Genomic DNA, 22,093 nt, shown 5'->3' on the forward strand with positions numbered 1-22,093 from the left:
AGCGTACGGAGTTCAGGCCCCCGCCGTCGCGGCGAACGCCGCCGCGTCCCAGTCGCCGCCGAGCGCGGGCGCCAGCCAGCTCGCCGCCGCCGCCCGGAACGCCTCGGCGTCGAGACCGCCCGCGCCCTCCGGCACCGCGCCGAGCAGCGGCGCCCCGGCCACCTCCGGCAGGTCCGTCAGATTGCAGCGCATCGCCAGGTCGGGGGCGGCCGGCCAACTGCCGACCACCACGCCCAGCTGCTCGATGCCGCGCGCCCGCAGGGCCTCCGCGGTCAGCGCGGTCGTGTTCAGCGTGCCGAGACCGGCCGGCACCACCACGAGCACCGGCGCGCCGAGCAGCCGGGCCGCGTCCGCGAGCGTCCCGCCCTCCTCGTCGAAGCGCACGAGCAGCCCTCCGGCCCCCTCCACGAGCACCAGGTCGTGCTCGGCCGCCAGCTTCCGCGCCGCCTCCGCGACCTCCGCGGGCCTCACCGGCGCGAGCCCCGCCCGCCGTGCCGCGGTTCCCGGCGCCAACGGCTCCGGGAACCGGGCCAGCTCCGCCCCGGTCGCCGCGCCCGACAGCCGCACCACCTCGTCCGCGTCCCCCGCCTCCCCGGGCCCGACCCCGGTCTGCGCCGGCTTCAGCACGGCGACGGAACGCCCGGCGGCGGTGGCGACGGCGGCGAGGGCGGCGGTGACGACGGTCTTGCCGATCTCGGTCCCGGTGCCGCTGACGACGATGGTGGTCATGCTGGTGTCCCTCTCTGTGGATAGGTCCGGGCCGGATGCCCGGTGACGGGGGCGCCGCCCGGGCCGCGACCCCGCGCCCGCGCCCGTGACCCCGCGCCCGCGCGGCGCGAGCCGCCGTGCGAAGGCCCTCCTCCGGGGCGAGGCCCCGGGCGCGGCGTGCCGGCCCGGGGACGCGACCGCCCCGGCCGCGCACCGGGCGGCTCAGCCCGCGGTCGCCGCCGCGTGGACCGCCCGGCAGATGCGGGCCACGTCCTCGTCGCGCGTCACGAACGGCGGCATCGTGTAGATGAGGTCCCGGAACGGCCGCAGCCAGACTCCCGCCCCCACCGCCGCCCGCGTCGCCGACGCCATGTCGACGTCGTGGTCGAGCTGGACGACGCCGATCGCACCGAGGACGCGGACGTCCCGGACGCCCGGGACGCCGGCGACGGGCGCCAGTCCCTCCCGGAGTCCCGCCTCGATGCGCTTCACCTCGACCTGCCAGTCCTGGGACAGCAGCAGGTCGATCGAGGCGAGCGCGACCGCCGAGGCGAGCGGGTTGCCCATGAAGGTCGGCCCGTGGGCGAGGACGGGCACCTCGCCGCGCGAGATGCCGTCCGCCACCCGGGAGGCGCACAGGGTCGCGGCCATGGACAGATAACCGCCGGTCAGCGCCTTGCCCACGCACATCACATCGGGCGATACGCCCGCGTGGTCAGCGGCGAAGAGCGCGCCCGTGCGTCCGAACCCGGTCGCGATCTCGTCGAAGACCAGCAGCACGTCGTGCGCGTCGCACGCCTCCCGCAGGACCCGCAGATACGCGGGGTCGTGGAAGCGCATCCCGCCCGCGCCCTGCACGACCGGCTCCACGATGACCGCGGCCAGCTCGTCCGCGTGCCGCCCGATCTCCTCGCGCAGCAGCTCCGCGTACGACTCCTCGTACGCGACGGGCGGCGGCGGCACGAAGACCTGCCGCTGGAGGACGCCCGACCACAGCTCGTGCATGCCCCCGTCGGGATCGCACACGGACATCGGCTGCCAGGTGTCGCCGTGGTAGCCGCCGCGCCAGGTCAGCAGCCGCCGCTTGCCGGGGCGGCCGACCGAGCGCCAGTACTGCAGGCACATCTTCGCGGCGACCTCGACCGCGACCGACCCGGAGTCGCTGAGGAACACGTGCCGCAGCGGCTCGGGCGTGATCTCCACGAGCCGCGCCGCCAGCCGGACGGCCGGCTCGTGGGTGAGCCCGCCGAACATGACGTGACTCATCCGGTCGAGCTGGCCGCGCGCGGCCTCGTTCAGCACCGGGTGGTTGTAGCCGTGGATCGCCGACCACCACGAGGACATGCCGTCGACCAACTCGTCCTGGCCCTCGGCCGGTTCGGCCAGCCGGAGCCGCACCCCGGACGCGGACGCGACGACCAGCGGATCCGTGCGCCCCGGCATGGGGCCGTACGGGTGCCAGACGTGCGCCCGGTCCAGGGCCAGCAGTTCGTCGTTGCGCACGGCCACCGTCACGCGTTCGGGGCGAGGTCCGTACCGGCACCGCGACGGCGCACGGCCACCAGATCGGTCCTGGCCTCCGAGGGGCTGGCCGCGGCAGCGGCCGCCGGCACCTCGGCGTGACCTCCGCACGGTCCGCAGCCACCGCCGGTCTCCGCGTGCGATCCGCAGCCACCGCCGGTCTCCGCGTGCGATCCGCAGCCGCCGCCCGCCGACGCCTGCGAGCCGCATCCGCCGGCCGTGGCACCGGCCGCCGCGAGGGCGTCCACCCGGTGCCGGGGCAGCGTGGTCGTGCCCGCGCCCTCCACCTCGAAGCCGGCGTCGGCGATCATCTCCAGGTCGGCCTTGCCGGCCTGGCCCTCGCTGGTGAGGTAGTCGCCGAGGAAGATCGAGTTCGCGATGTGCAGCGCCAGCGGCTGCATCGTGCGCAGGTGCACCTCGCGCCCGCCGGCGATCCGCACCTCGACGTCGGGGCAGACGAACCGCACCATCGCCAGGATCCGCAGACAGCGCTGCGGGGTGAGGTTCCACTCCTTGGCGAGCGGGGTGCCCTCGAAGGGGATGAGGAAGTTGACCGGCACCGAGTCCGAGTCCAGCTCCCGCAGCGCGAACACCACGTCGACGAGGTCCTCGTCGCGCTCGCCCATGCCCGCGATGAGCCCCGAGCAGGCCGAGAGCCCGGCCGCGTGGGCCTTCTGCACGGTGTCCACCCGGTCCGCGTAGGTGTGGGTGGTGGTGATCTCCCCGTACGTCCCCTCGGACGTGTTGAGGTTGTGGTTGTACGCGTCGGCCCCGGCCTCCTTGAGCCGCTCCGCCTGCCCGTCGGACAGCAGACCGAGGCAGGCGCAGACCTCCACGTCCTCGTTCTGCTCCTTGATGGCCTCGATGGTCCTGCCGACCCGCTCCACGTCGCGGTCCGTCGGACCACGGCCGCTCGCCACCAGGCACACGCGCTTCGCGCCACCCGCGACACCGGCCGCCGCCGCGGCCGACGCCTCGTCGGGCTTCAGCCACGTGTACTTCAGGATCCCGGCGGTCGAGCCGAGCCGCTGGGAGCAGTACGAGCAGTCCTCGGGGCAGAGGCCCGACTTCAGGTTGACGAGATAGTTGAGCTTCACCCGGCGCCCGAACCACTGGCGCCGCACCTTGCCGGCCGCGGCCACCACATCGAGCAGGTCGTCGTCGGATGTCGCCAGCACGGCGAGCGCTTCTTCACGGGTCGGCAGCTCGCGCCGCAGCCCCTTCTCCACCAGCGTGTTCAGCAGGTCCATAAGGGCTGATCCTTACCTACGGCAGACCCCCGGGCCAAGGAAGAGAAGAACAAACAGAGCGGTTTGAAGTGTGTGTATGGCCACACCCTGTCGCCGGCCCCGGACCGTTAGGGTCTGTGCGCCGCCTACCGAAGGATCGCCATGCCGCCGTACGCCGAGGACCGCACGGACCCCCGCCGGGCCGCGTTCGACTGGACCGAGGCCGCCGCACGGCAGCGCGCGGCGGCGGGCCTGGTGCGGACCCTGCGCCCCCGGGCGGCCGAGTCCGGCCTCCTGGACCTGGCGAGCAACGACTACCTCGGCCTCACCCGGCGCCCCGAGACCACCGAGGCGGCGGCCGAGGCGGCCCGCCGCTGGGGCGCGGGCTCCACCGGTTCGCGGCTCGTCACCGGATCGACCCGACTGCACGCCCTCCTCGAACGCGAACTGGCCGACTTCTGCGGTTTCGAGGCGGCCCTCGTCTTCTCCTCCGGCTACACCGCGAACCTGGCCGCGCTCACCGCCCTGTCCGCCCGGGACGGCCTGATCGTCTCCGACGCGGGCAACCACGCCTCGATCGTCGACGGCTGCCGGCTCGCGCGGGCCGAGACGGCCGTGGTCGCGCACACCGACCCGGAGGCCGTGGCGAAGACCCTCGGCGCGCATCCGGACCGCCGCGCGCTGGTGGTCAGCGACTCCGTCTTCTCCGTGGACGGCGACAAGGCCCCGCTCCCCGCCCTGGCGCGGGCGTGCCGGGAGCACGGCGCGGGCCTGGTCGTCGACGACGCCCACGGCTTCGGCGTCCTCGGTGACGGCGGGCGCGGCGCCCTGCACGAGGCGGGCCTCGCGGGCGACCCGGACGTCGTCGTGACCCTCACCCTCTCCAAGTCGCTGGGCAGCCAGGGCGGTGCGGTGCTCGGACCGGCCCGGGTGATCGAGCACCTGGTCAACGCGGCCCGCACCTTCATCTTCGACACCGGTCTCGCCCCCGCCGCCACGGCCGGCGCGCTCGCGAGCCTGCGCCTGATCGAGGCCGAACCGGGCCTCGCCGCCCGGGCCCGTACGGTCGCCACCACCCTCCACCGGCTGCTCACCGAGGCCGGGCTCACCGCCGCCCGGCCCGACGCGGCCGTGGTCTCGGTGCGTGCCCCGGGCCCCGACGAGGCGCTGCGGTGGGCGGCCGACTGCCGCGAACTCGGCCTCGCCGTCGGCTGTTTCCGCCCGCCGTCGGTGCCCGACGGCATCTCCCGGCTGCGTCTGACCGCCCGCGCGGACCTCGACGACGCGCAGATCGAACGGGCCGTCGACACCATCCTGAGGACCGCGCCCGAGGGAGCCTGACCCGCTGTCAGTGCCGGTGGCTACGGTGATCACATGAGTCTTTCCCTGAGCCCGTTCCTGCTCGACATCAAGGCCACGCACGCCCTCGTCGGTTCGGGCGACGAGCAGTTGCTCCAGATCATCCACGAACGGTTCGCCGACGACCTGGCGCGCGACGACGACTGGTTCTCGTCCTCGATCGCCGACGGCGCGCCGACCGCCTCCGAGGCGCTGCGCGCCGTGATCGCCGGCGGCCCCTTCGAGGGAAGGAAGGAGCACTCCTTCCCGTACGGCTACGCCTACAAGCGGCTGTGCTCCCTGACCGGGTCCTTCCTCGACAACTCCTGCTTCTCCCCGTTCCGCGGCGCCTGGCTGGAGACGGTCGACGAGGGCCTGAAGGCCCTGCGCATCACCGCGGTGTCGCTGACGGACTTCGGCTACGGGGACGCCATGCCGGACCCGATACCCACCTACGACCTGCCGAACTGCGGCGAGTGGACGCACGAGCAGTGCCTGGCCGCCGTCGAGCAGTTCGAGCAGACCAAGCGGGACGGCCACGCCCCGCCGCTCGACCCCGAAGTGGTCGACGCGGTCATGGACGTCATCGGCTGGCTCCGCCACGCCGCGGCCCGCCCCGGCTTCGGGGTCATCGGCTTCGTCTCCTAGGGCGCGTCGGGCCGGTTCCGCGGACGGCGGCGCGGGCGCGGGCCGGGCGTCGGGGCGTCGGCCGGACGGGGGCCAGGCGCCCGCCGGGTCCGGCGTACGGCGCCGTATTCTGAGGCGGGCGACGCCGGCACCGCCGAGTCGCGCCCGGCGCCCGACGCCGCCGGGCGCCGTCCACGCCGGGGTCCGAACACCCGGCCGACGATCGGAGCCGTCACGTGATCAGCCCGGCCGCGATGGGAGGAGTGGCCCTGGTCGAGCTGGGCATGGCCCTGACTCCGGGACCGAACATGATCCACCTCGCCTCCCGCGCCATCACCCAGGGGCGCAGGGCCGGCCTGGTCGGCCTGAGCGGGACCGCGGTGGGCTTCGTCTGCTATCTGCTGGCCGCGGCCGCGGGCCTGTCCGCGCTGTTCGCCGCCGTGCCGCTCGCCTTCACGGTGGTCAAGCTCGCCGGGGCCGCCTACCTGGCCTACCTGGCCTGGGACATGCTCAGGCCGGGTGGTCGTTCGCCCTTCGCCCCGGCCGGGGACCTGCCGCCCGTCTCCGACGCCCGCCTCTTCTCGACGGGGCTCCTGACCAATCTGCTCAACCCCAAGATCGCCCTCATGTACGCCGCTCTGCTGCCCCAGTTCATGGACCCGCAGGCGGGTCCGGCCTGGGCACAGCTCCTCCAGCTCGGCGCGGTGCAGATCGTCGTGGGGGTCACGGTGAACGGTCTGATCATGCTGGGTGCCGCACGGGTGTCGGGCTACCTGGCAGCGCGGCCCCGTGTGATGACCGCTCAGCGCTTCGCGGCGGGCGGCCTGCTCGGTGTCTTCGCGCTGCGCACGGCCCTGACCCGTACGCCCGTCTCGGCCTGAGACGGGCCCCGCGCGCCGGTGACACCGGCGACAGCAATGACCCGGTGACAGCAGTGACACCGGTGACAGCAGTGGCACCGGTGCTGCTGTGACGGTCCCGAACGCGAGGGGGGGGAGCGGCACCCGGTCGGGGCCCGGCCGTCAGTGGGCGGGACCACCCGGTCGGGGCCCGGCCGTCAGTGGTCGTGGCCCGTGTCGGCGGGACCGCGTCCTTCGTCGGAGCCGTCGGGTCCCTCTCCGGCCTCACCCCTGCGTCCGTGCGGGCGGCGCTGTTCCTCGCGGCCGAGGCCCGGGGACTGCCGCTTGGCGTCCATGCCGTGGTCGTCGGGCGCGGCGTCGCCGAGACGGCCCCGTGCGGCCTCCTCGGCCTCCCTGCGGGCCTCGGCGTCGCCGCTCTCCCCGACGGCCTGGGACGGGGTGGTGCGGGGCGGCCGGTCGGCGGGCAGCGTACGTCGGCGCTCGTGGTGGCTCATGATCACCCTCCTGGGCTCTGGATGCGGGGGACGGGTGTGTACGCGGCTGCCCCGCCGGATCAGGGTGAAACGCTCCGTTCGGCGTCCCGTGACGGAGCCAGCACGAAGGCGTGGCCGGCCGGGTCCGTGTAGCGGCGCACGTCGGTGCGCCGGTCGAGCCGGGTGCCGTTGCGTTCGGCGGCGACCGGGCGGGCGCCCAGGGAGATCGCCTCCCGCTCGGCCTCGTCGAGCGCGTCGGCGGCGACCAGGATGTGCAGATGGGCCTGCTGGGAGTCCTCCGGGCGCGGCCAGCTCGGCGGCGCCTGGCCGGGGTCGCGGCGGATGCCGAGGGCGGGGCCGGCGGAGGAGTGGAGCAGGAGCAGGTCGGGGTCGCCGTCGGCCGGTTCGACGGTGGCGCCGAGCAGGGCGGCGTAGAAGCGGGCGAGGGGTTCGGGATCGCTGCTGTCGAGGACGAGGAGGGTCGTCTTGGAAACGGTCATACGGTCCGTCTGCCCGCTCAACGGCCGTGCAGGCATGGCGAGTCGGGCGTGCACCCGGTCCGCTGGGCTCGCGTGCACCCGGTCCGCTCGGTTCGCGCGCCCCGGTCGCCCCTGGGGCCCGGCGCCGATCCGCTCGCCCGTCGGACGGTTCACTGCTTCGAGCGACAGTCATCCGTATATCGCGGTGGATCGCCCCTCGGGACGGCACGATCGGTGGCACTCTGACGCGAAGCGCAATCCGGGCGGGGCCCGGTGGGAAAGGGACAGCGTCGCCATGGCAGACCACCAGGAAGCAACCCTCACGCTGCCGAGCGATCCCGCCTCGGTCGCGACCGCCCGGCGGTACGTCGCCGAGGTCCTCTCCTCCTGGGGCCTCGGCGACGGCACCGACATCGCGGACTCGGTCCGGCTGATCGTCTCGGAGCTGGCGACCAACGCCGTGCAGCACACCTTCGGACAGTCGCCCACCTTCACGGTGGACGTCAGCCTGGAGCGGGACGAGCTGCTGCGCATCGGGGTCACGGACAGCCATCCGCGCTGGCCCCAGCGCCTCCCGGCGGCGGTCCAGCAGGACAACGGCCGTGGGATGGTCATCATCCGCTGGCTGGCCGCCGAGGCGGGCGGCCGGCTGTCGGTGACGCCGACGGCCGAGGGCGGGAAGACCGTCTGGATCGACCTGCCCTGGCCGGCGGCGGTTCCCGGCTGACGTCAGCGGACCCGGCCGTAGAGGACCTTCGACGTCCAGATCCGGTCGAGCTTCACCCAGGAGCCCTGCTTGGGCGAGTGCCAGATCTTGTTGTTACCCGCGTAGATACCGACGTGGTACACCCTTCCACCCGAGTGGAAGAAGACGAGGTCCCCCTTCTGCCGGCTGGACGCGGAGATGTGCCGGGTCTTGTTGTACTGCTGCTGCGCGGTGCGGGGCAGCGTCTTGCCCGCCTTCTTGAACGAGTAGAGCGTGAGGCCCGAGCAGTCGAAACGGGTGGGGCCCGCGGCGCCGTACTTGTAGGGGGATCCCTTCTTCGAGGCCGCGACGTTCAACGCCTTGCCGGCGTACGAGGTCGCGGCCTGGGCCTCCGGCGCGGCTCCTGGGGCGAGCAGCGTGCCGCCGACGGCGGCGAGGGTGAGAGCCGAGACGGCTCCGGCCCGGGACAGCAGGGACGGGACATGAATCTGCGCAGTCATGCGCAACCCTTCGTCAGCCGCCTGTGAAGGATGACCTGTCGGGTTCGGGCAGGCGAAGATGCCCGGCCGCGGCTGCGGCTTCACCCCGAGGAACGTCCCCCACTGCGCGAGACGTCCCGTATTGCTCGGGTCCTCCACTCCTGCCGATCCACTCCTGTCGACCAGACGTCCGGGACGGCGGCAGGACTCGGCGTCCGCCCGGACCGCCCCGCCTCGGGTGGCGGGGGCTTGTCGTCGACAGGGATCTTGACTCACACACTGGCCCAAATCCGAGCTGAAACGGCGATATGTGAGGCTCCTCACGACTGATCCATACGGGTGGACAGTCGGGTTTCGGGGTCAGCGATGTTTGCCGGACGAGCCGTTCACCAGGGCTGGAACGCCCGATTCCGCCAGATGCGTACACCCGCTGCGCAACTCACCTGAGTTACATGTCGATACGTCGACTACGCCGAACGAGGGAGAGATTCCGTGGTCCCCGTGCCCCGAGTGGACCTCGACACGACACGCCCCCCTGTCAACTCACCTGGTCCCCGGGGACGGTGACGCGCCCCGTGCGCCGCTCTCCGTCCAGGGTCCTGAGCGCACGCGCCAGCGTGTCGGCGTGCACCTCGCTCTCGCCCCGCATGTGCATGAGCGTCAGCGCGTCCCGCAGCGCCGCCGCGCGGCTCACCAGCGCCTGCGCCGCACGCAGCGCCCCATAGGTATGCGAGGTCCTGGATGGATTGATCCGGCCCAGCAGATCGACTACTTCGAGGTACGCGTCGACGAACTCGCCCTCGGCGCGGGTCAGTGCGGGCAGCGGCGGCAGCTCCGGGAGCACGTCGGCCTCACTCGTTCCCGGCGTCCGCGAGCCCGCGGCGGCTCTCGACGACGTGGTCCACCAGGCCGTACGCCACCGCTTCCGCCGCGTCGAGGACGGTGGTCCGGTCGATGTCGGCGTCGACGCGCTCGCGGTCCCTTCCGGTGCGCTCGGCGAGCAGTCCGGCGACCAGGGCGCGCTGTCGCAGCAACTCCCGTGCGTGGATGTCGAGATCGCTCGGCTGTCCGCGCAACGGCTCGTCCAGCGTGGGCTGCTGGAGGACGATCCGGGCGCCCGGCAGCGTGAGCCGCCGCCCGGTGGTGCCCGCAGCGAGCAGCACCGCGGCGGGGCCGACCGCCTGGCCGAGGCAGATGGTCTCCACCTCGCAGGAGACGGTGCGGATCGTGTCGTACACCGAGGTCATCGCGCTGATCGAGCCGCCGGGGGAGTTGACGTAGAGGCTGATGACGCTCTCCGGGGCGGCGTGGTCGAGGTACAGGAACTGCGCGATCACGTCGTTGGCGGAGGTCTCGTCGATCGCCGTGCCCAGGAAGACGATCCGCTCGGAGAGCAGCTTCGAGTACGGGTCGAGGGTGCGGGTGCCGAGGGCGGTGCGCTCGGTGAACTCCGGAAGGACATGTCGCATGGTGCTCCGCATGACGCTCCTCCTTCTGTAAAAAATGTACAGGACGTACAGCCCGTAAGATGAGGAGCATGGCCTATGAGATTCCGGTGACGCAAGCGCGCGCAGAGCTCGCGGATCTGATCAACCGCGTGGTCTACGGCAATGAGCGTGTCGTCGTCACCCGGCACGGAAAGCCACTGGTCGCCCTGGTGTCGGCCGCTGACCTGGAACGACTCGAGGCGGAGCAGGAGGAGGTCGAGGAGCAGGTGATCAGCTCGGTCTCCGTCGTCCGCGGCATCGCGTCCGCTCCGGGTGAACAGAGCCGCTTCGGCATCGCGGCGCACCACCGCGACCCCGGCACCCCCGGCGCGTAGCGAGCCCGCGCCCTCCGGAAAGCCGGATGCCTCCGTCCGGGGACGGAGGCACCGGTGGTGGGCACGTCCGCGGCGCGGCGCGCACGGCCGGCGCGGCTTCGGGCCGCGCTGCCGTACGGTCGCGCTCAGACGGCCGGCGCGAGCGCGGACCGTGCCGCCGCCTCCCCGTTCAGGGCCGCCGCCCGCCGCGCCCCGGCCAGGACGGCGGCCAGGCCCGCCACCGCCCACACCGCGAGGACGAGCACCGCGGACCCCGCGCCCGCGCCGTCGAAGTACGCGACCGAGCGCAGGGCCGTGCCGGCCGCGCCCGGCGGGAGCCACTGGCCGAGCACGCCGACAGGGGCCGGCAGCAGCTCGGGTGCGCTGGAGATCCCGGAGAACGGGTTCCCGAGCAGGATCATGAGGACGGCCCCGAGGCCGAGCCCCGGCCTGCCCAGCAGCGCGGCGAGTCCCGCGAGCGTCGAGCCGACGGCCAGCACGGTCAGGGCGAGCACTCCGGCCTCGGCCCACCAGGAGCCGGCGAAGGCGCCCAGCCAGCTGTCCGCGAGGGCGGCGCCCACCAGGCCGGCGAGGACGGCGGCGCCGGTCAGGGCTGCGGCCGCCCGGGCGCCGCGCAGGCCGAGCACGGTGACCGCGATGCCGGAGGCGGCTCCGGCCAGGGCCAGGGGCAGCAGGCCCGCGGCGAGGACGGCACCGCGCGGGTCGGCGGCGGGAGCGGCCACGACATCGGTGACCCGGGGCGCGGTGCCCGCCGGCAGCTGTGTGGCGACGGCCTCGCGAAGCAGTCCGGCGACGACCGGGCTCGCCGCGGTGGCGGTCAGCAGTTCGGGCCCCGTGGGCGTGGCGACGATCGCGCCGTACACGGTCCGGTCCTCGATCGCGGCCCGGGCGGCCGCGACGTCCTCGTAGCGGTGGACGTCGAAGGCGTCCGGGTGTGCGGCGAGCCGCTGCTCCAGGGGCGCGGTGGCGGCGGGGGGCCCGGCGATCGCGATCGGCAGCTCGCGGGGGGCGATCCGGGCGGCCGGCCAGGCGAAGGCCCAGAGGGCGAAGGCGACGACGGCGGGGATGAGCAGCATCACCGCGACGGTCTTGCGGGTGGCTGTGGCAGACATGGCTCCAGCTCGATTCAGGAGGTGGCCGTCAAAGAGAAGGATCGTTCGTTTTACGTCTTGGGGCCACTGTCCTGCCGAGGGTCTCGCTTGTCAAGAATGAATATTCGTTTTACGTTGGCGGCATGGCCCGTGTCTCGCAGGAACACCTCGACGCCCGCCGCCGCCAGATCCTCGACGGCGCCGCGCGCTGCTTCGCCCGCAACGGCTTCCACGCCACCTCCATGCAGGACGTCCTCACCGAGGCGGGCCTCTCCGCCGGTGCCGTCTACCGCTACTTCCGCGGCAAGGACGAGCTGATCGCCGCCATCGCCGACGAGGCGTTCGCCGGCATCCGCGGCGCCTTCGAGGAGGCGTCGCGGAGCACCCCGCCGCCCACCCCGGACGTGCTGCTCGGCACGGTCCTGCGCCTCTTCCTGGACGAGCGGATCCCGGGCGCCGGACGGGTGGCCTTCCCCCGGCTGATCCTCCAGGTGTGGAGCGAGACCCTGCGCGACGAGCGGCTCGCGGCGACCCTGGAGCGCGGGTTCACCGCCATGCACGAGGTCTGGACCCGTCTCGTCGAGGCCTACCGGGAGGCCGGCCTGGTCGGCGCCGATGTCTCCGCCGACCACATGGCCAGGGTCCTCATGGCCGTCGCCCAGGGCTGCATCGCACAGCAGGCGCTCTTCGGCGACATGACCGTCGAGCTCCTGGAGGACGGCGTCCGCGGGCTCATGTCCATGCGGACGCAAAGCCCCAGTTAACGAGCCGGAAAAACTTCCGCCCTAACGTGCAATGTCTGGCTCGGCGGCCCCTCCGCGCGACTCGACGGAGCATCGAAGATCGCTAAGGTCCGCTGCTGTCGGGACGGATTCCCGGTGGACGACAGTGAGGTGGAAGCGTGCAACTCAGCCCCCACGAGCAGGAACGCCTGCTCGTCCATGTCGCGGCGGACGTGGCCGAGAAGCGCCGGGCGCGCGGAGTGCGGCTCAACCACCCCGAGGCCGTCGCCCTCATCACCTCCCACGTCCTGGAGGGCGCCCGGGACGGCCGCACCGTCGCCGAACTCATGGCCTCCGGCCGCAAGGTGCTCAGCCGCGACGAGGTCATGGACGGCATCGCGGAGATGATCCACGACGTCCAGGTCGAGGCGACCTTCCCCGACGGCACCAAGCTCGTCACCGTCCATGATCCGATCGTGTGAAGGCGGGCCGGCAACCGTGATCCCCGGAGAGATCCTCTACGGTGACGGTCCGGTCGTCCTCAACGAGGGCCGTCCCGTCTCCCGCCTCACCGTCCTCAACGCCGCCGACCGGCCCGTCCAGGTCGGCTCGCACTACCACTTCGCCGAGGCCAACCCGGGTCTCGACTTCGACCGCTCCGCCGCGCGCGGCCTGCGCCTGAACATCGCCGCCGGCACCGCCGTCCGCTTCGAACCCGGCATTCCCGTCGAGGTCGAGCTCGTGCCGATCGCCGGCCGCCGGATCGTGCCCGGCCTGCGCGGTGAGACCGCGGGCCCGCTCGACCGCGCCGCCACGGCCCCGGACGGAGGCGACCGTGCCTGAGCTGCACCGCTCCGTCTACGCCGACCTGTTCGGCCCCACCACCGGCGACCGCGTCCGGCTCGCCGACACCGATCTGCTGGTCGAGATCGAGGAGGACCGCTCCGGAGGCCCCGGCCGCGCGGGCGAGGAGGCCGTCTTCGGCGGCGGCAAGGTCATCCGCGAGTCCATGGGCCAGTCCGGCACCACCCGCGCCGAAGGCGCCCCCGACACCGTCGTCACCGGAGCGGTGGTCATCGACCACTGGGGGATCGTCAAGGCCGACATCGGCATCCGCGACGGCCGCATCACCGCCCTCGGCAAGGCCGGCAACCCCGACACCATGGACGGCGTCCACCCCGACCTCGTCATCGGCCCCGAGACCGAGGTCATCGTCGGCAACGGCCGCATCCTCACCGCGGGCGCTGTCGACACCCACATCCACTTCATCTCCCCGACCGTCGTCGAACAGGCCCTCGCCACCGGCGTCACCACCCTGGTCGGCGGCGGCACCGGCCCGGCGGAGGGCACCAAGGCCACCACCGTCACCCCCGGCCCCTGGCACATGGCCCGGATGTTCGAGGCCCTGGACACCTTCCCCGTCAACATCGGCCTGCTCGGCAAGGGCAACACCATGTCCCGGCAGGCCATGCACTCCCAACTCCGCGGCGGCGCCCTCGGATTCAAGATCCACGAGGACTGGGGCGCCACCCCCGCCGTCATCGACGCCTGCCTGGACGTCTGCGAGGAGACCGGCGCCCAGCTCGCCATCCACACCGACACGCTGAACGAGGCCGGATTCGTCGGGGACACCCTCGCCGCCATCGCGGGCCGCACCATCCACGCCTACCACACCGAAGGCGCGGGCGGCGGGCACGCGCCGGACATCATCACCGTCGTCTCCGAGCCGCACGTCCTGCCCAGCTCGACCAACCCCACCCGGCCGCACACCGTCAACACCATCGAGGAACACCTCGACATGCTGATGGTCTGCCACCACCTCAACCCGGCCGTCCCCGAGGACCTCGCCTTCGCCGAGTCCCGCATCCGGCCCTCCACGATCGCCGCCGAGGACGTCCTGCACGACCTCGGCGCCATCTCGATCATCTCCTCCGACTCCCAGGCCATGGGGCGGGTCGGCGAGGTGATCATGCGGACCTGGCAGACCGCCCACGTCATGAAGAAGCGGCGCGGCGCCCTGCCCGGCGACGGGACCGCCGACAACCACCGGGCCCGCCGCTACGTCGCCAAGTACACGATCAACCCGGCCGTCGCGCAGGGCATGGACCACCTCGTCGGCTCCGTCGAACCCGGCAAGCTCGCCGACCTGGTGCTGTGGGAGCCCGCCTTCTTCGGCGTCAAGCCGCTCCTCGTCCTCAAGGGCGGCCAGATCGCGTACGCGCAGATGGGCGACGCCAACGCCTCCATCCCCACACCCCAACCGGTGCTGCCCCGGCCCATGTTCGGTGCCCTCGGCCGGGCCGCCGCGGCCGGCTCCGTCAACTTCGTCGCCCGCGCGGCGATCGAGGACGACCTGCCGCAACGGCTCGGCCTGCACAAGGAGTTCACCGCCATCGGCTCCACCCGGCGCGTCACCAAGGCCGACATGCGCGAGAACGACGCCCTGCCCCGGGTCGAGGTCGACGCCGACACCTTCTCGGTGACCATCGACGGCGAACCGGTCGAACCGGCACCCGCCGCCGAACTGCCCATGGCCCAGCGCTACTTCCTCTTCTGAGCCGGAAGCCGGATCCGAACCGATGACACGCTCAGCCCTGCTCGTGCTCGCCGACGGACGCTTCCCCGCCGGCGGGCACGCCCACTCCGGCGGTGCCGAGGCGGCCGTCAAGGCGGGCCGCCTCAGGGACGCCGCCGACCTGGAGGCGTTCTGCCGAGGCCGGCTGCACACCACCGGCCTCACCGCGGCCGGCCTCGCCGCCGCCGCGGCCCTCGGCGCGGACCCGTACGCCCTCGACGAGGCCGCCGACGCCCGCACCCCCTCACCCGCCCTGCGCGTCGCCGCCCGCAGGCTCGGCCGCCAGATGATGCGGGCCGCCCGCGCCGCCTGGCCGAGCCCCGGGCTCGACCGGCTGGCCGCCGCGTTCCCGCGCGGCGCCCACCAGCCGGTCGTCCTCGGCGCCGCCGCCCGGGCCGCGGGGCTCGGCCCCGAGGACGCCGCCCACTGCGTCGCGTACGAGACGGTCGGCGGCCCCGCGACCGCCGCCGTGCGCCTGCTCGGCCTCGACCCCTTCCAGGCCACCGCCGTCCTCGCCCGGCTCGCCCCCGCCATGGACGAGGTGGCCGGGCGGGCCGCCGAACGGGCCGCCGTCGCGGTCCGCGAGGGCCTCGACGCCCTGCCCGCCGCCTCGGCCCCGCTGCTCGACCTCACCGCCGAACAGCACGCGTCCTGGCCCGTCCGCCTCTTCGCCTCGTGACGCCGTTCCATCCGCCCAGTCCGCCCGGCCCCGTTCGCCGACCTCCGCAGCCTCTGGGCCCGCCATGAGCCCGACCTCGGCCCCGTCCCCGTCCGCTGTCCCCCGCAGCCCCCAGGCCCCCCCCACGAGCCCGGCCCCGTCCCCGTCCGCCGACCTCCGCAGCCCCCGGCCTGCCACGAGCCCGACCCCGGCCCCGTCCCCGTCCGCCGTCCCCCGCAGCCCCCGGCCTGCCACGAGCCCGACCCCGGCCCCGTCCCCGTCCGCCGTCCCCCGCGGCCCCCGGCCCGCCATGAGCCCGGCCCCGTTCCCGTCCCCGTCCGCCGTCCCCCGCAGCCCCCGGGCCTGCCACGAGCCCGGCCCCAGCCCCAGCCCCGGCCCCGCCCCCTGCCCCCAGCCCGGCCCAGCCCACAGGAGTCCTCCATGCACCTCGACCACGACCACGGCCACGCCTCCGCCGTCTCCGCCGACGCCCACCGGCCCGACGGCCGCCGTCGCGCCCTGCGCATCGGACTCGGCGGCCCCGTCGGCTCCGGCAAGACCGCCACCGTCGCCGCCCTCTGCCGCGAACTGCGCGACACCCTCTCCCTCGCCGTCGTCACCAACGACATCTACACCCGCGAGGACGCCGAGTTCCTGCTCCGCGAGGCGGTCCTGCCGCCCGAGCGCATCCAGGCCGTCGAGACCGGCGCCTGCCCGCACACCGCGATCCGCGACGACATCTCCGCCAACCTCGAAGCCGTCGAGGAACTGGAGGAGTCGGCCGGCCCGCTCGACCTCGTCCTCGTCGAGTCCGGCGGCGACAACCTCACCGCCACCTTCTCCAAGGGCCTCGTCGACCACCAGATCTTCGTCATCGACGTCGCCGGCGGCGACGACATCCCCCGCAAGGGCGGTCCCGGCGTCACCACCGCCGACCTCCTCGTCGTCAACAAGACCGACCTCGCCCCCCACGTCGGCTCCGACCTGGAGCGCATGGCCCGCGACGCCGGGGAGCAGCGCGGCGACCTGCCCGTCGCCTTCACCTCCCTGCGCTCCGCGGAGGGCGTGGCACCCGTCGCCGCGTGGGTCCGGGCCCGCCTCGCGGAATGGACCGCATGAGCGCCACCGCCCTCGCCCCCGCCGCCGGTTCGCTCACCGCCCACGCCCGGATCGTCGCCGCACCGGACGGTTCCCTCCCCGTCCTGGAGAGCGACGGACCGCTCGCCCTGCGCCGCACCCGCGGCCCCGGCCCGTACACCCGCGTCACCGTCGTCGGGGCGATGAGCGCCCCCCTCGGCGGCGACCGGCTCGCCCTCACGGCCGAGGTACGGGACGGGGCCCGGCTCCTGGTCGACTCCGCCGCCGCGACCGTCGCCCTGCCCGGCCGCGGCGGCGCCCCCGCCACGTACGACGTCACGCTCGCCGTCGGCGCCGGCGCCGTGCTGCGCTGGCTGCCCGAGCAACTGGTCTCGGCCGCCGGCTCGCGACTGCGGACGCGGACCACCGTCGACCTCGCCGCCGACGCGCGACTCGTGCTCCGCGAGGAACAGATCCTCGGCCGCCACGGCGAGGAGCCCGGCAGCCTCCTCGGCCGGCTCACCGTGCGCCGCGCCGGACGCCCCCTGCTCGACCAGGAGCTCGCCCACGGCCCCGCCGCCCCGGACGGCTGGGACGGCCCCGCGGTCCTCGCCGGCCACCGCGCCGTCGGGCAACTCCTCGTCGTCGAACCCGGGTTCGCCGAGGAGCCGGTCGAACCCCGGCTCCTCGGCGAGCACGCCGTCCTCGTCCCGCTCGCCGGACCCGCCGCCCTCGTCACCGCCGTCGCCCCCGACGCCCTCGCCCTGCGCCGCCTCCTCGACGAGGCCCTGCGCAGGCTGGCCCCCGCCTGAGCGGAAGCCGCCGTCGCACCGCTCAGCGGTACACCGTCACCGGTTATGGGTTCGGCAAAGAACAACCGAACACCCTTACGCCCCGCGCCCCCTGGACGAAAGGATCCACCGGACAGAACGACACCTGCAGGGGGAGGACGTGTGAGAAGCACGGCAGTACGAGGCGCGGCCGGCACTCTGATAGCCGGGGCGCTGGTCGTGGGCGCGCTCGCGGCGCCGACGGCCCACGCCGACACGGGCCGGCACGTACGCGACGCGGAGACCGCCGGTGTCGCCGTCGCCGCCGCCCAGGCGGCCCGCACCGGCATCGACTGGCAGGACTGCCCGACCGACTGGGGCCTGGAGAAGCCCATCCAGTGCGGCTGGGTGACCGTCCCCCTCGACTACGCCGAGCCGCACGGCAAGAAGATCAGGATCGCCGTGGACCGGGTCGCCGCCACCGGCACCCCCGCCGAGCGCCAGGGCGCCCTCGTCTACAACCCCGGCGGCCCCGGCGGATCCGGCCTGCGCTTCCCGCGCCGGGTCACCACCGGCAACAAGATCTGGGCGAACACCGCCAAGGCGTACGACTTCGTCGGCTTCGACCCGCGCGGCGTCGGCCACTCGGCCCCCATCTCCTGCGTCGACCCGGCCGAGTTCGCCAAGGGTCCCAAGCCCGACCCGGTCCCCGACAGCGAGGCGGACAAGCTCGCCCAGCGCAAGCTCGCCGCCGAGTACGCCCGGGGCTGCGCCGAGAAGAGCGGCGACGTCCTGCCGTACATCAACACCCTGAACACCGCCCGCGACCTCGACGTCGTCCGGGCCGCCCTCGGCGAGAAGAAGCTCAACTTCGTCGGCGTCTCCTACGGCACCTACCTCGGCGCCGTCTACGGCACCCTGTTCCCGACGCACGTCCGCCGCATGGTCCTCGACAGCGTCGTCAACCCCTCCACCCGCAAGATCTGGTACGAGGCCAACCTCGACCAGGACATCGCCTTCGAGGGCCGCCTGAAGGACTGGATGACCTGGGTCGCCCGGCACGACGCCGCCTTCCACCTCGGCGACACCTACGCCGAGGTCCGGCAGCAGTGGGAGACGCTGCGCGCCGCCGCCAAGAAGGACCCGCTCGGCGGCAAGGTCGGCCCCGCCGAGCTCATCGGCTTCTTCCAGAACGCCCCCTACTACGACTCCATGTGGGTCCCGGTCGCCGAGGCGTGGAGCGCCTACGCCGCGGGCGACCCGCAGCCGCTGATCGACGCGGCCGCCGCCGACCCCACCGACACCGCCGGCAACATCGCGGCCGAGAACGGCAACGCGGTCTACACGGCCGTCGAGTGCGCCGACGCGCCCTGGCCCACCAGCTGGAAGAAGTGGGACCGCGACAACAGCCGGCTCCACGCCCAGTACCCCTTCATGACCTGGGCCAACGCCTGGATGAACCTGCCCTGCGCCACCTGGTCCACCCCGCGTCAGCAGCCGACGCGGGTCAAGACCGGCAAGGGACTGCCGCCGGTGCTCATCACCCAGGCCGAACGCGACGCGGCGACCCCGTACTCCGGCGCCGTCGAACTGCACAAGCGCTTCAAGGGCTCGCGCCTGATCACCGAGAAGGACGCCGGCTCGCACGGCGTCACCAACCTCGTCAACCCCTGCCTCAACGGCAAGGTCGAGGCCTACCTGCTCCACGGCAGCCTCGACAGCCGGGACGTCACCTGCGCCCCGCACGCCACGCCCCAGCCGTAACACCGCACCGGTACGCCGGGGGGCGGGCGCCGGCCGGCGCCCGCCCCCCGGCTCGGGTCACCGCGAGGCCAGCCAGGCGTCCTCGGCGGCGTAGTCGAAGAAGTCCACGCCGTACTTCACCAGTCCCGGGAAGACCTCACGCCAGTCCCGCTCCGCCACCTGCGCGGCCAGCCACTCGACCGTCGCCGGCAGCGACTCCTCGTACGCCACCACCGGCCGGTAGCCCAGCTCCCGCTCCGCCGCCGTCATGTCGTAGACGACCGGATGCGCCCCCGTCCACGGCGTCAGCCCCACCGTGCCCTGCGCGGGGCCCTCCATGAGCACCGTCACGCTCTGCGCCCCCAGCACCGCGTCGATCGCCGCGCCGATCTCCGCGACCGTCGGCGCCGTCGGATCACCGCCGTTGAGCACCCGGCTGCCCGGCCTGGCAGCCGCGAGACGGACCAGTTCGGCGAGGTTGTCCACGTGCACCGGGTGGAAGCGGGAGCGGCCGCCCTCCGCGAGGATCCGCACCGGCCGCCCGTCCAGCGCCCGCTTGACGAACCACAGCTCCCGGGGGCCGGGGCAGTACGTGCCGTGGATGGCGCCGGCCCGCAGCAGGGTCGTCGGCAGCCGGTCGCCCGCCGCCATCAACTCCCGCTCCAGGGCGACCTTCCGGCTGCTGTAACTGTGCTGCCCGGGCGCGACCGTCGCCAGGTCCTCCGGGATCGGCACCGGATAGCGGGGAAAGCCGTCCGGCTCGCCCTGCGTGTCGAAGCTGCGCCCCCGGTCGTCCTCGTAGACCGCCCCGCTGGAGATCACCACGGCCGAACCGATCCGGTCCGCGAGCCCCGTCAACTGCCGCCCGTGCCCGGCGTCGTAGGCCACGATGTCCACCAGGACGTCCGTGCCCCCGCCGAGCGCCGCCGACAGCGCCCCGTCCGCGTCGCGGTCCACCGCCACTGACCGGACCTCCGCCGGCCACCGCTCGTCCCGGCCGCCCCGGCGCGAGGCGGCGGTCACCTCCCAGCCGTCCTCGACGAGCGCCCGCACGGCCGCCCGTCCCACTTGTCCCGTCGCTCCCAGCACGAACGCGCTTCCCTTGGTCATGGCGGTGACGCTACGGGCCGGGGGGCGCCCCGCCCAGGGCCTTTCGCCGTGCGCGGATCCGCCCTCGGCGTCAGCGCCGCGGGAACTTTCGGCGCGGGGCGGCCGATCCCGCGTCCTTCACCTTCGCCGCGTACTCGTCCACGTACTCCTGACCGGACAGCGCCAGGATCTCGTACATGATCTCGTCGGTCACCGCGCGCACCGCCGCCTTCTGCCCCTGCATCCCGGCGTAGCGGGAGAAGTCCAGCGGCTCGCCGAAGCGGATGGTGACCCGCCGGATCCGCGGGACGACCCGGCCCGGCGGCTGGATCTCGAAGGTCCCCACCATCGCGCACGGGATCACCGGCACCCCCGCCGTCAGCGCCATCACGGCGACCCCCACCTTGCCCTTGTACAGCCGCCCGTCGTGCGAGCGCGTGCCCTCCGGGTAGATGCCGAGCAGCTCGCCCTTCGCGAGCACCCCGAGACCCTCGCGGATCGCCGCCTGCCCCGCCTCCTTGCCGGATCGGTCCACCGGGATCTGGCCCGCGCTGCGGAAGAAGGCCGCCGTCAGCCGGCCCTTGAGACCGGGGCCGGTGAAGTACTCCTGCTTGGCGAGGAAGGTGATCCGCCGGCTCAGCACCACCGGCATCAGGAAGTGGTCCGAGAAGGACAGGTGGTTCCCGGCGATGATGGCCGCGCCCTCCTCGGGCACGTGCTCCAGGCCCTCCACCCGCGGCCGGAACAACAACCTCAGCAGCGGCCCGAGGAGCACGTACTTCAAGACCTGGTAGAACACCGGCAATCCCCGTTCGTCGCCCGAAAAGGCCCGTGCAAGCCCTTTCTAGCCCGTGCAGGCCCTTTGTAACCGCGGGCGTCGCCGTGGTCCACTGGTGGGGAGGAGCGAACCGGATGACAGGCGCGCGCGGACACCGGAATCCCGGCGCAGTCGCCACCGCCGCACTGTTGTGCGCGGTGACGGCCGCCGGTCTGTACGGCTGCGCCGAGCCGGGGCCGTCGCAGCCGCGGCCGACCCCGACGTCCGCCGGCGTCTCGCCGCTCACCGGACTGCCCGCGCGAGCGGGCCCCGTCCTCGCCGTCAAGATCGACAACGTGCCGCCGGCCCGGCCCCACACCGGTCTCGCCGACGCCGACCTCGTCTACGTCGAGCAGGTCGAATCCGGCCAGACCCGGCTCATGGCGGTCTACTCCTCCCGGCTCCCCGACCGGATCGGCCCCGTCCGCAGCGCCCGTGAGTCGGACATCGAGCTGCTGCGGCAGTTCGACCGGCCGGTCCTCGCCTACTCCGGCGCCCAGAGCGCCCTCGGTCCGCTGCTGCGGGCCGCGCCGCTCCACCTGGTCACGGAGGGGAACACCCCCGGCGCCTTCGTCCGCGACACGGACCGGTCCGCCCCGCACAACCTCTACCTGCGCCCCGCCCGGGCCCTCGCGGCCGCCCCCGAGGCCGGCCACGTCAAGGACGTCGGCTTCCGCTTCGGCCCCGCCCCGGCGGACGGCACTCCCGTCAACAGCCGCACGGTGCGCTTCCCGGCCACCCGCTACACCTTCACCTGGACCCCCGCCGACCGGGCCTGGCGCGTGACCATGGACGGCCGGTCCGACGGGCCCCTGAAGGCGGCCACCGTCGTCGTCCAGCACGTCACCGTGCGCCCCTCGCGCTTCCACGACTTCACGGGCGCCGTCTCCCCGTACACCGTCACCACCGGCTCAGGCACCGCCCGGATCCTGCGCGACGGCCGGGTCCACGAGGCCCGTTGGAACAGGCCGGACGCGCAGTCGGGCACCACCTACACCACCCCGTCGGGCGCCCCGCTGAACTTCGCACCGGGCCAGGTGTGGGTGGTGCTCACCGGCGGGCGCTGACCTCCCGGGCCCGGGGCCTCACGGCTGGGGTTTCGGGCGGCCGGGGCGGGGCGTGCGGGTGGGGGAGTCCCCGCTGTCGGCCGCCGCCATGCCGACCGTGGCGACGCCGAGCACGATCCAGGCGAACCAGAGCCAGCCGCTGCTGCCGAGCGCCACCGTGTACGTGGTGATCAGCACCAGGGCGGCGAACGTGATCACCGTCATGGTCTTCGTGGGACCGGACATCATCGCTCCGCCCTCCT

General features: G+C 73.9%; 26 protein-coding genes and 1 riboswitch. Of the genes, 14 read left to right on the top strand and 12 right to left on the bottom strand.

Annotation, left to right across the window (positions count from 1 at the left end):
- Window positions 1-12: 12 nt before the first annotated feature.
- The 3 genes from bioD to bioB all read right to left on the bottom strand — a co-directional run bounded on the left by bioD (window position 13) and on the right by bioB (window position 3,479).
- Window positions 13-729, bottom strand: a complete 717-nt coding sequence (gene bioD, locus ABD954_RS29800) for a dethiobiotin synthase (RefSeq protein ID WP_345490685.1) — start codon at window positions 727-729, stop codon at window positions 13-15.
- A gap of 201 nt (window positions 730-930) precedes the next feature.
- Complete coding sequence (locus ABD954_RS29805; protein ID WP_345492556.1) at window positions 931-2,151, bottom strand: adenosylmethionine--8-amino-7-oxononanoate transaminase; 1,221 nt, start codon at window positions 2,149-2,151, stop codon at window positions 931-933.
- A 68-nt stretch (window positions 2,152-2,219) separates the two neighbouring features.
- The gene (gene bioB, locus ABD954_RS29810) at window positions 2,220-3,479 is read right to left on the bottom strand and encodes a biotin synthase BioB (protein ID WP_345490687.1); all 1,260 of its coding nucleotides are present in this window, start codon (window positions 3,477-3,479) and stop codon (window positions 2,220-2,222) included.
- Between the two features lie 141 nt (window positions 3,480-3,620).
- On the opposite strand from bioB, the gene ABD954_RS29815 reads away from it, so the two are divergent.
- From ABD954_RS29815 to ABD954_RS29825, 3 genes are all read left to right on the top strand, one after another.
- Complete coding sequence (locus tag ABD954_RS29815) at window positions 3,621-4,799, top strand: 8-amino-7-oxononanoate synthase (protein WP_345490689.1); 1,179 nt, start codon at window positions 3,621-3,623, stop codon at window positions 4,797-4,799.
- 33 nt (window positions 4,800-4,832) lie between these two features.
- A complete protein-coding gene (locus tag ABD954_RS29820; protein ID WP_345490691.1) occupies window positions 4,833-5,444 on the top strand; it encodes a DUF7691 family protein in 612 nt (203 codons plus the stop codon).
- A 215-nt stretch (window positions 5,445-5,659) separates the two neighbouring features.
- The gene (locus tag ABD954_RS29825; protein ID WP_345490692.1) at window positions 5,660-6,304 is read left to right on the top strand and encodes a LysE family translocator; all 645 of its coding nucleotides are present in this window, start codon (window positions 5,660-5,662) and stop codon (window positions 6,302-6,304) included.
- A gap of 176 nt (window positions 6,305-6,480) precedes the next feature.
- Here ABD954_RS29825 and ABD954_RS29830 read toward each other — a convergent pair whose 3' ends face one another.
- Together ABD954_RS29830 and ABD954_RS29835 are read right to left on the bottom strand one after the other, a co-directional pair.
- A complete protein-coding gene (locus ABD954_RS29830) occupies window positions 6,481-6,777 on the bottom strand; it encodes a hypothetical protein (protein ID WP_345490694.1) in 297 nt (98 codons plus the stop codon).
- Between the two features lie 59 nt (window positions 6,778-6,836).
- On the bottom strand, window positions 6,837-7,256 hold the full coding sequence (locus ABD954_RS29835) for a VOC family protein (RefSeq protein ID WP_345490696.1): 420 nt from the start codon (window positions 7,254-7,256) through the stop codon (window positions 6,837-6,839).
- Between the two features lie 274 nt (window positions 7,257-7,530).
- Between ABD954_RS29835 and ABD954_RS29840 the strand changes: the two genes are divergently transcribed.
- A complete protein-coding gene (locus ABD954_RS29840) occupies window positions 7,531-7,962 on the top strand; it encodes an ATP-binding protein (RefSeq protein WP_345490698.1) in 432 nt (143 codons plus the stop codon).
- 2 nt (window positions 7,963-7,964) lie between these two features.
- Here ABD954_RS29840 and ABD954_RS29845 read toward each other — a convergent pair whose 3' ends face one another.
- From ABD954_RS29845 to ABD954_RS29855, 3 genes are all read right to left on the bottom strand, one after another.
- Window positions 7,965-8,441: a C40 family peptidase gene (locus tag ABD954_RS29845; RefSeq protein ID WP_345490700.1), complete on the bottom strand. Its 477-nt coding sequence runs from the start codon at window positions 8,439-8,441 to the stop codon at window positions 7,965-7,967.
- 3 nt (window positions 8,442-8,444) lie between these two features.
- A riboswitch (cyclic di-AMP (ydaO/yuaA leader) is annotated at window positions 8,445-8,565 on the bottom strand.
- A gap of 393 nt (window positions 8,566-8,958) precedes the next feature.
- Complete coding sequence (locus ABD954_RS29850; RefSeq protein ID WP_345490702.1) at window positions 8,959-9,264, bottom strand: hypothetical protein; 306 nt, start codon at window positions 9,262-9,264, stop codon at window positions 8,959-8,961.
- A 7-nt stretch (window positions 9,265-9,271) separates the two neighbouring features.
- Window positions 9,272-9,901, bottom strand: a complete 630-nt coding sequence (locus ABD954_RS29855) for an ATP-dependent Clp protease proteolytic subunit (RefSeq protein ID WP_345490703.1) — start codon at window positions 9,899-9,901, stop codon at window positions 9,272-9,274.
- A gap of 56 nt (window positions 9,902-9,957) precedes the next feature.
- Here ABD954_RS29855 and ABD954_RS29860 point away from each other — a divergent pair, with 56 nt between their 5' ends.
- A complete protein-coding gene (locus ABD954_RS29860; RefSeq protein ID WP_345490705.1) occupies window positions 9,958-10,242 on the top strand; it encodes a type II toxin-antitoxin system Phd/YefM family antitoxin in 285 nt (94 codons plus the stop codon).
- A 125-nt stretch (window positions 10,243-10,367) separates the two neighbouring features.
- Here ABD954_RS29860 and ABD954_RS29865 read toward each other — a convergent pair whose 3' ends face one another.
- Window positions 10,368-11,354: an ABC transporter permease gene (locus ABD954_RS29865; protein ID WP_345490707.1), complete on the bottom strand. Its 987-nt coding sequence runs from the start codon at window positions 11,352-11,354 to the stop codon at window positions 10,368-10,370.
- 122 nt (window positions 11,355-11,476) lie between these two features.
- Here ABD954_RS29865 and ABD954_RS29870 point away from each other — a divergent pair, with 122 nt between their 5' ends.
- From ABD954_RS29870 to ABD954_RS29905, 8 genes are all read left to right on the top strand, one after another.
- Window positions 11,477-12,097: a TetR/AcrR family transcriptional regulator gene (locus ABD954_RS29870; protein ID WP_345490709.1), complete on the top strand. Its 621-nt coding sequence runs from the start codon at window positions 11,477-11,479 to the stop codon at window positions 12,095-12,097.
- A 137-nt stretch (window positions 12,098-12,234) separates the two neighbouring features.
- A complete protein-coding gene (locus ABD954_RS29875; protein ID WP_345490711.1) occupies window positions 12,235-12,537 on the top strand; it encodes an urease subunit gamma in 303 nt (100 codons plus the stop codon).
- 16 nt (window positions 12,538-12,553) lie between these two features.
- Window positions 12,554-12,898, top strand: a complete 345-nt coding sequence (locus tag ABD954_RS29880; protein ID WP_345490713.1) for an urease subunit beta — start codon at window positions 12,554-12,556, stop codon at window positions 12,896-12,898.
- Complete coding sequence (locus ABD954_RS29885) at window positions 12,891-14,612, top strand: urease subunit alpha (RefSeq protein WP_345490715.1); 1,722 nt, start codon at window positions 12,891-12,893, stop codon at window positions 14,610-14,612. The genes ABD954_RS29880 and ABD954_RS29885 overlap by 8 nt, the downstream gene beginning before the upstream one ends.
- Window positions 14,613-14,634: 22 nt before the next feature.
- Window positions 14,635-15,309, top strand: coding sequence for an urease accessory protein UreF (locus ABD954_RS29890; protein WP_345490717.1), 675 nt, complete (start codon window positions 14,635-14,637; stop codon window positions 15,307-15,309).
- Window positions 15,310-15,729: 420 nt separating this feature from the next.
- Window positions 15,730-16,407, top strand: coding sequence for an urease accessory protein UreG (gene ureG / locus ABD954_RS29895; RefSeq protein ID WP_345490719.1), 678 nt, complete (start codon window positions 15,730-15,732; stop codon window positions 16,405-16,407).
- A complete protein-coding gene (locus ABD954_RS29900) occupies window positions 16,404-17,177 on the top strand; it encodes an urease accessory protein UreD (RefSeq protein WP_382745928.1) in 774 nt (257 codons plus the stop codon). The genes ureG and ABD954_RS29900 overlap by 4 nt, the downstream gene beginning before the upstream one ends.
- Window positions 17,178-17,318: 141 nt before the next feature.
- The gene (locus tag ABD954_RS29905) at window positions 17,319-18,899 is read left to right on the top strand and encodes an alpha/beta hydrolase (RefSeq protein WP_345490723.1); all 1,581 of its coding nucleotides are present in this window, start codon (window positions 17,319-17,321) and stop codon (window positions 18,897-18,899) included.
- Between the two features lie 57 nt (window positions 18,900-18,956).
- Here the strand turns inward: ABD954_RS29905 and ABD954_RS29910 are convergent, their stop codons facing one another.
- Window positions 18,957-19,988 carry an NAD-dependent epimerase/dehydratase family protein gene (locus ABD954_RS29910; RefSeq protein ID WP_345490725.1) on the bottom strand — a complete coding sequence of 344 codons (1,032 nt, stop codon included), beginning with the start codon at window positions 19,986-19,988 and terminating at the stop codon, window positions 18,957-18,959.
- Window positions 19,989-20,058: 70 nt separating this feature from the next.
- Complete coding sequence (locus ABD954_RS29915; RefSeq protein ID WP_345490727.1) at window positions 20,059-20,766, bottom strand: lysophospholipid acyltransferase family protein; 708 nt, start codon at window positions 20,764-20,766, stop codon at window positions 20,059-20,061.
- Window positions 20,767-20,879: 113 nt separating this feature from the next.
- Here ABD954_RS29915 and ABD954_RS29920 point away from each other — a divergent pair, with 113 nt between their 5' ends.
- Complete coding sequence (locus tag ABD954_RS29920; RefSeq protein ID WP_345490729.1) at window positions 20,880-21,851, top strand: DUF3048 domain-containing protein; 972 nt, start codon at window positions 20,880-20,882, stop codon at window positions 21,849-21,851.
- An 18-nt stretch (window positions 21,852-21,869) separates the two neighbouring features.
- Here ABD954_RS29920 and ABD954_RS29925 read toward each other — a convergent pair whose 3' ends face one another.
- Window positions 21,870-22,079 (bottom strand): hypothetical protein, encoded by a 210-nt coding sequence (locus ABD954_RS29925; protein ID WP_345492656.1) that lies wholly within the window; start codon window positions 22,077-22,079, stop codon window positions 21,870-21,872.
- Between the last annotated feature and the right edge of the window lie 14 nt (window positions 22,080-22,093).

This window comes from Streptomyces roseoviridis (genome assembly GCF_039535235.1).
Taxonomy (GTDB): Bacteria; Actinomycetota; Actinomycetes; order Streptomycetales; family Streptomycetaceae; genus Streptomyces; species Streptomyces roseoviridis.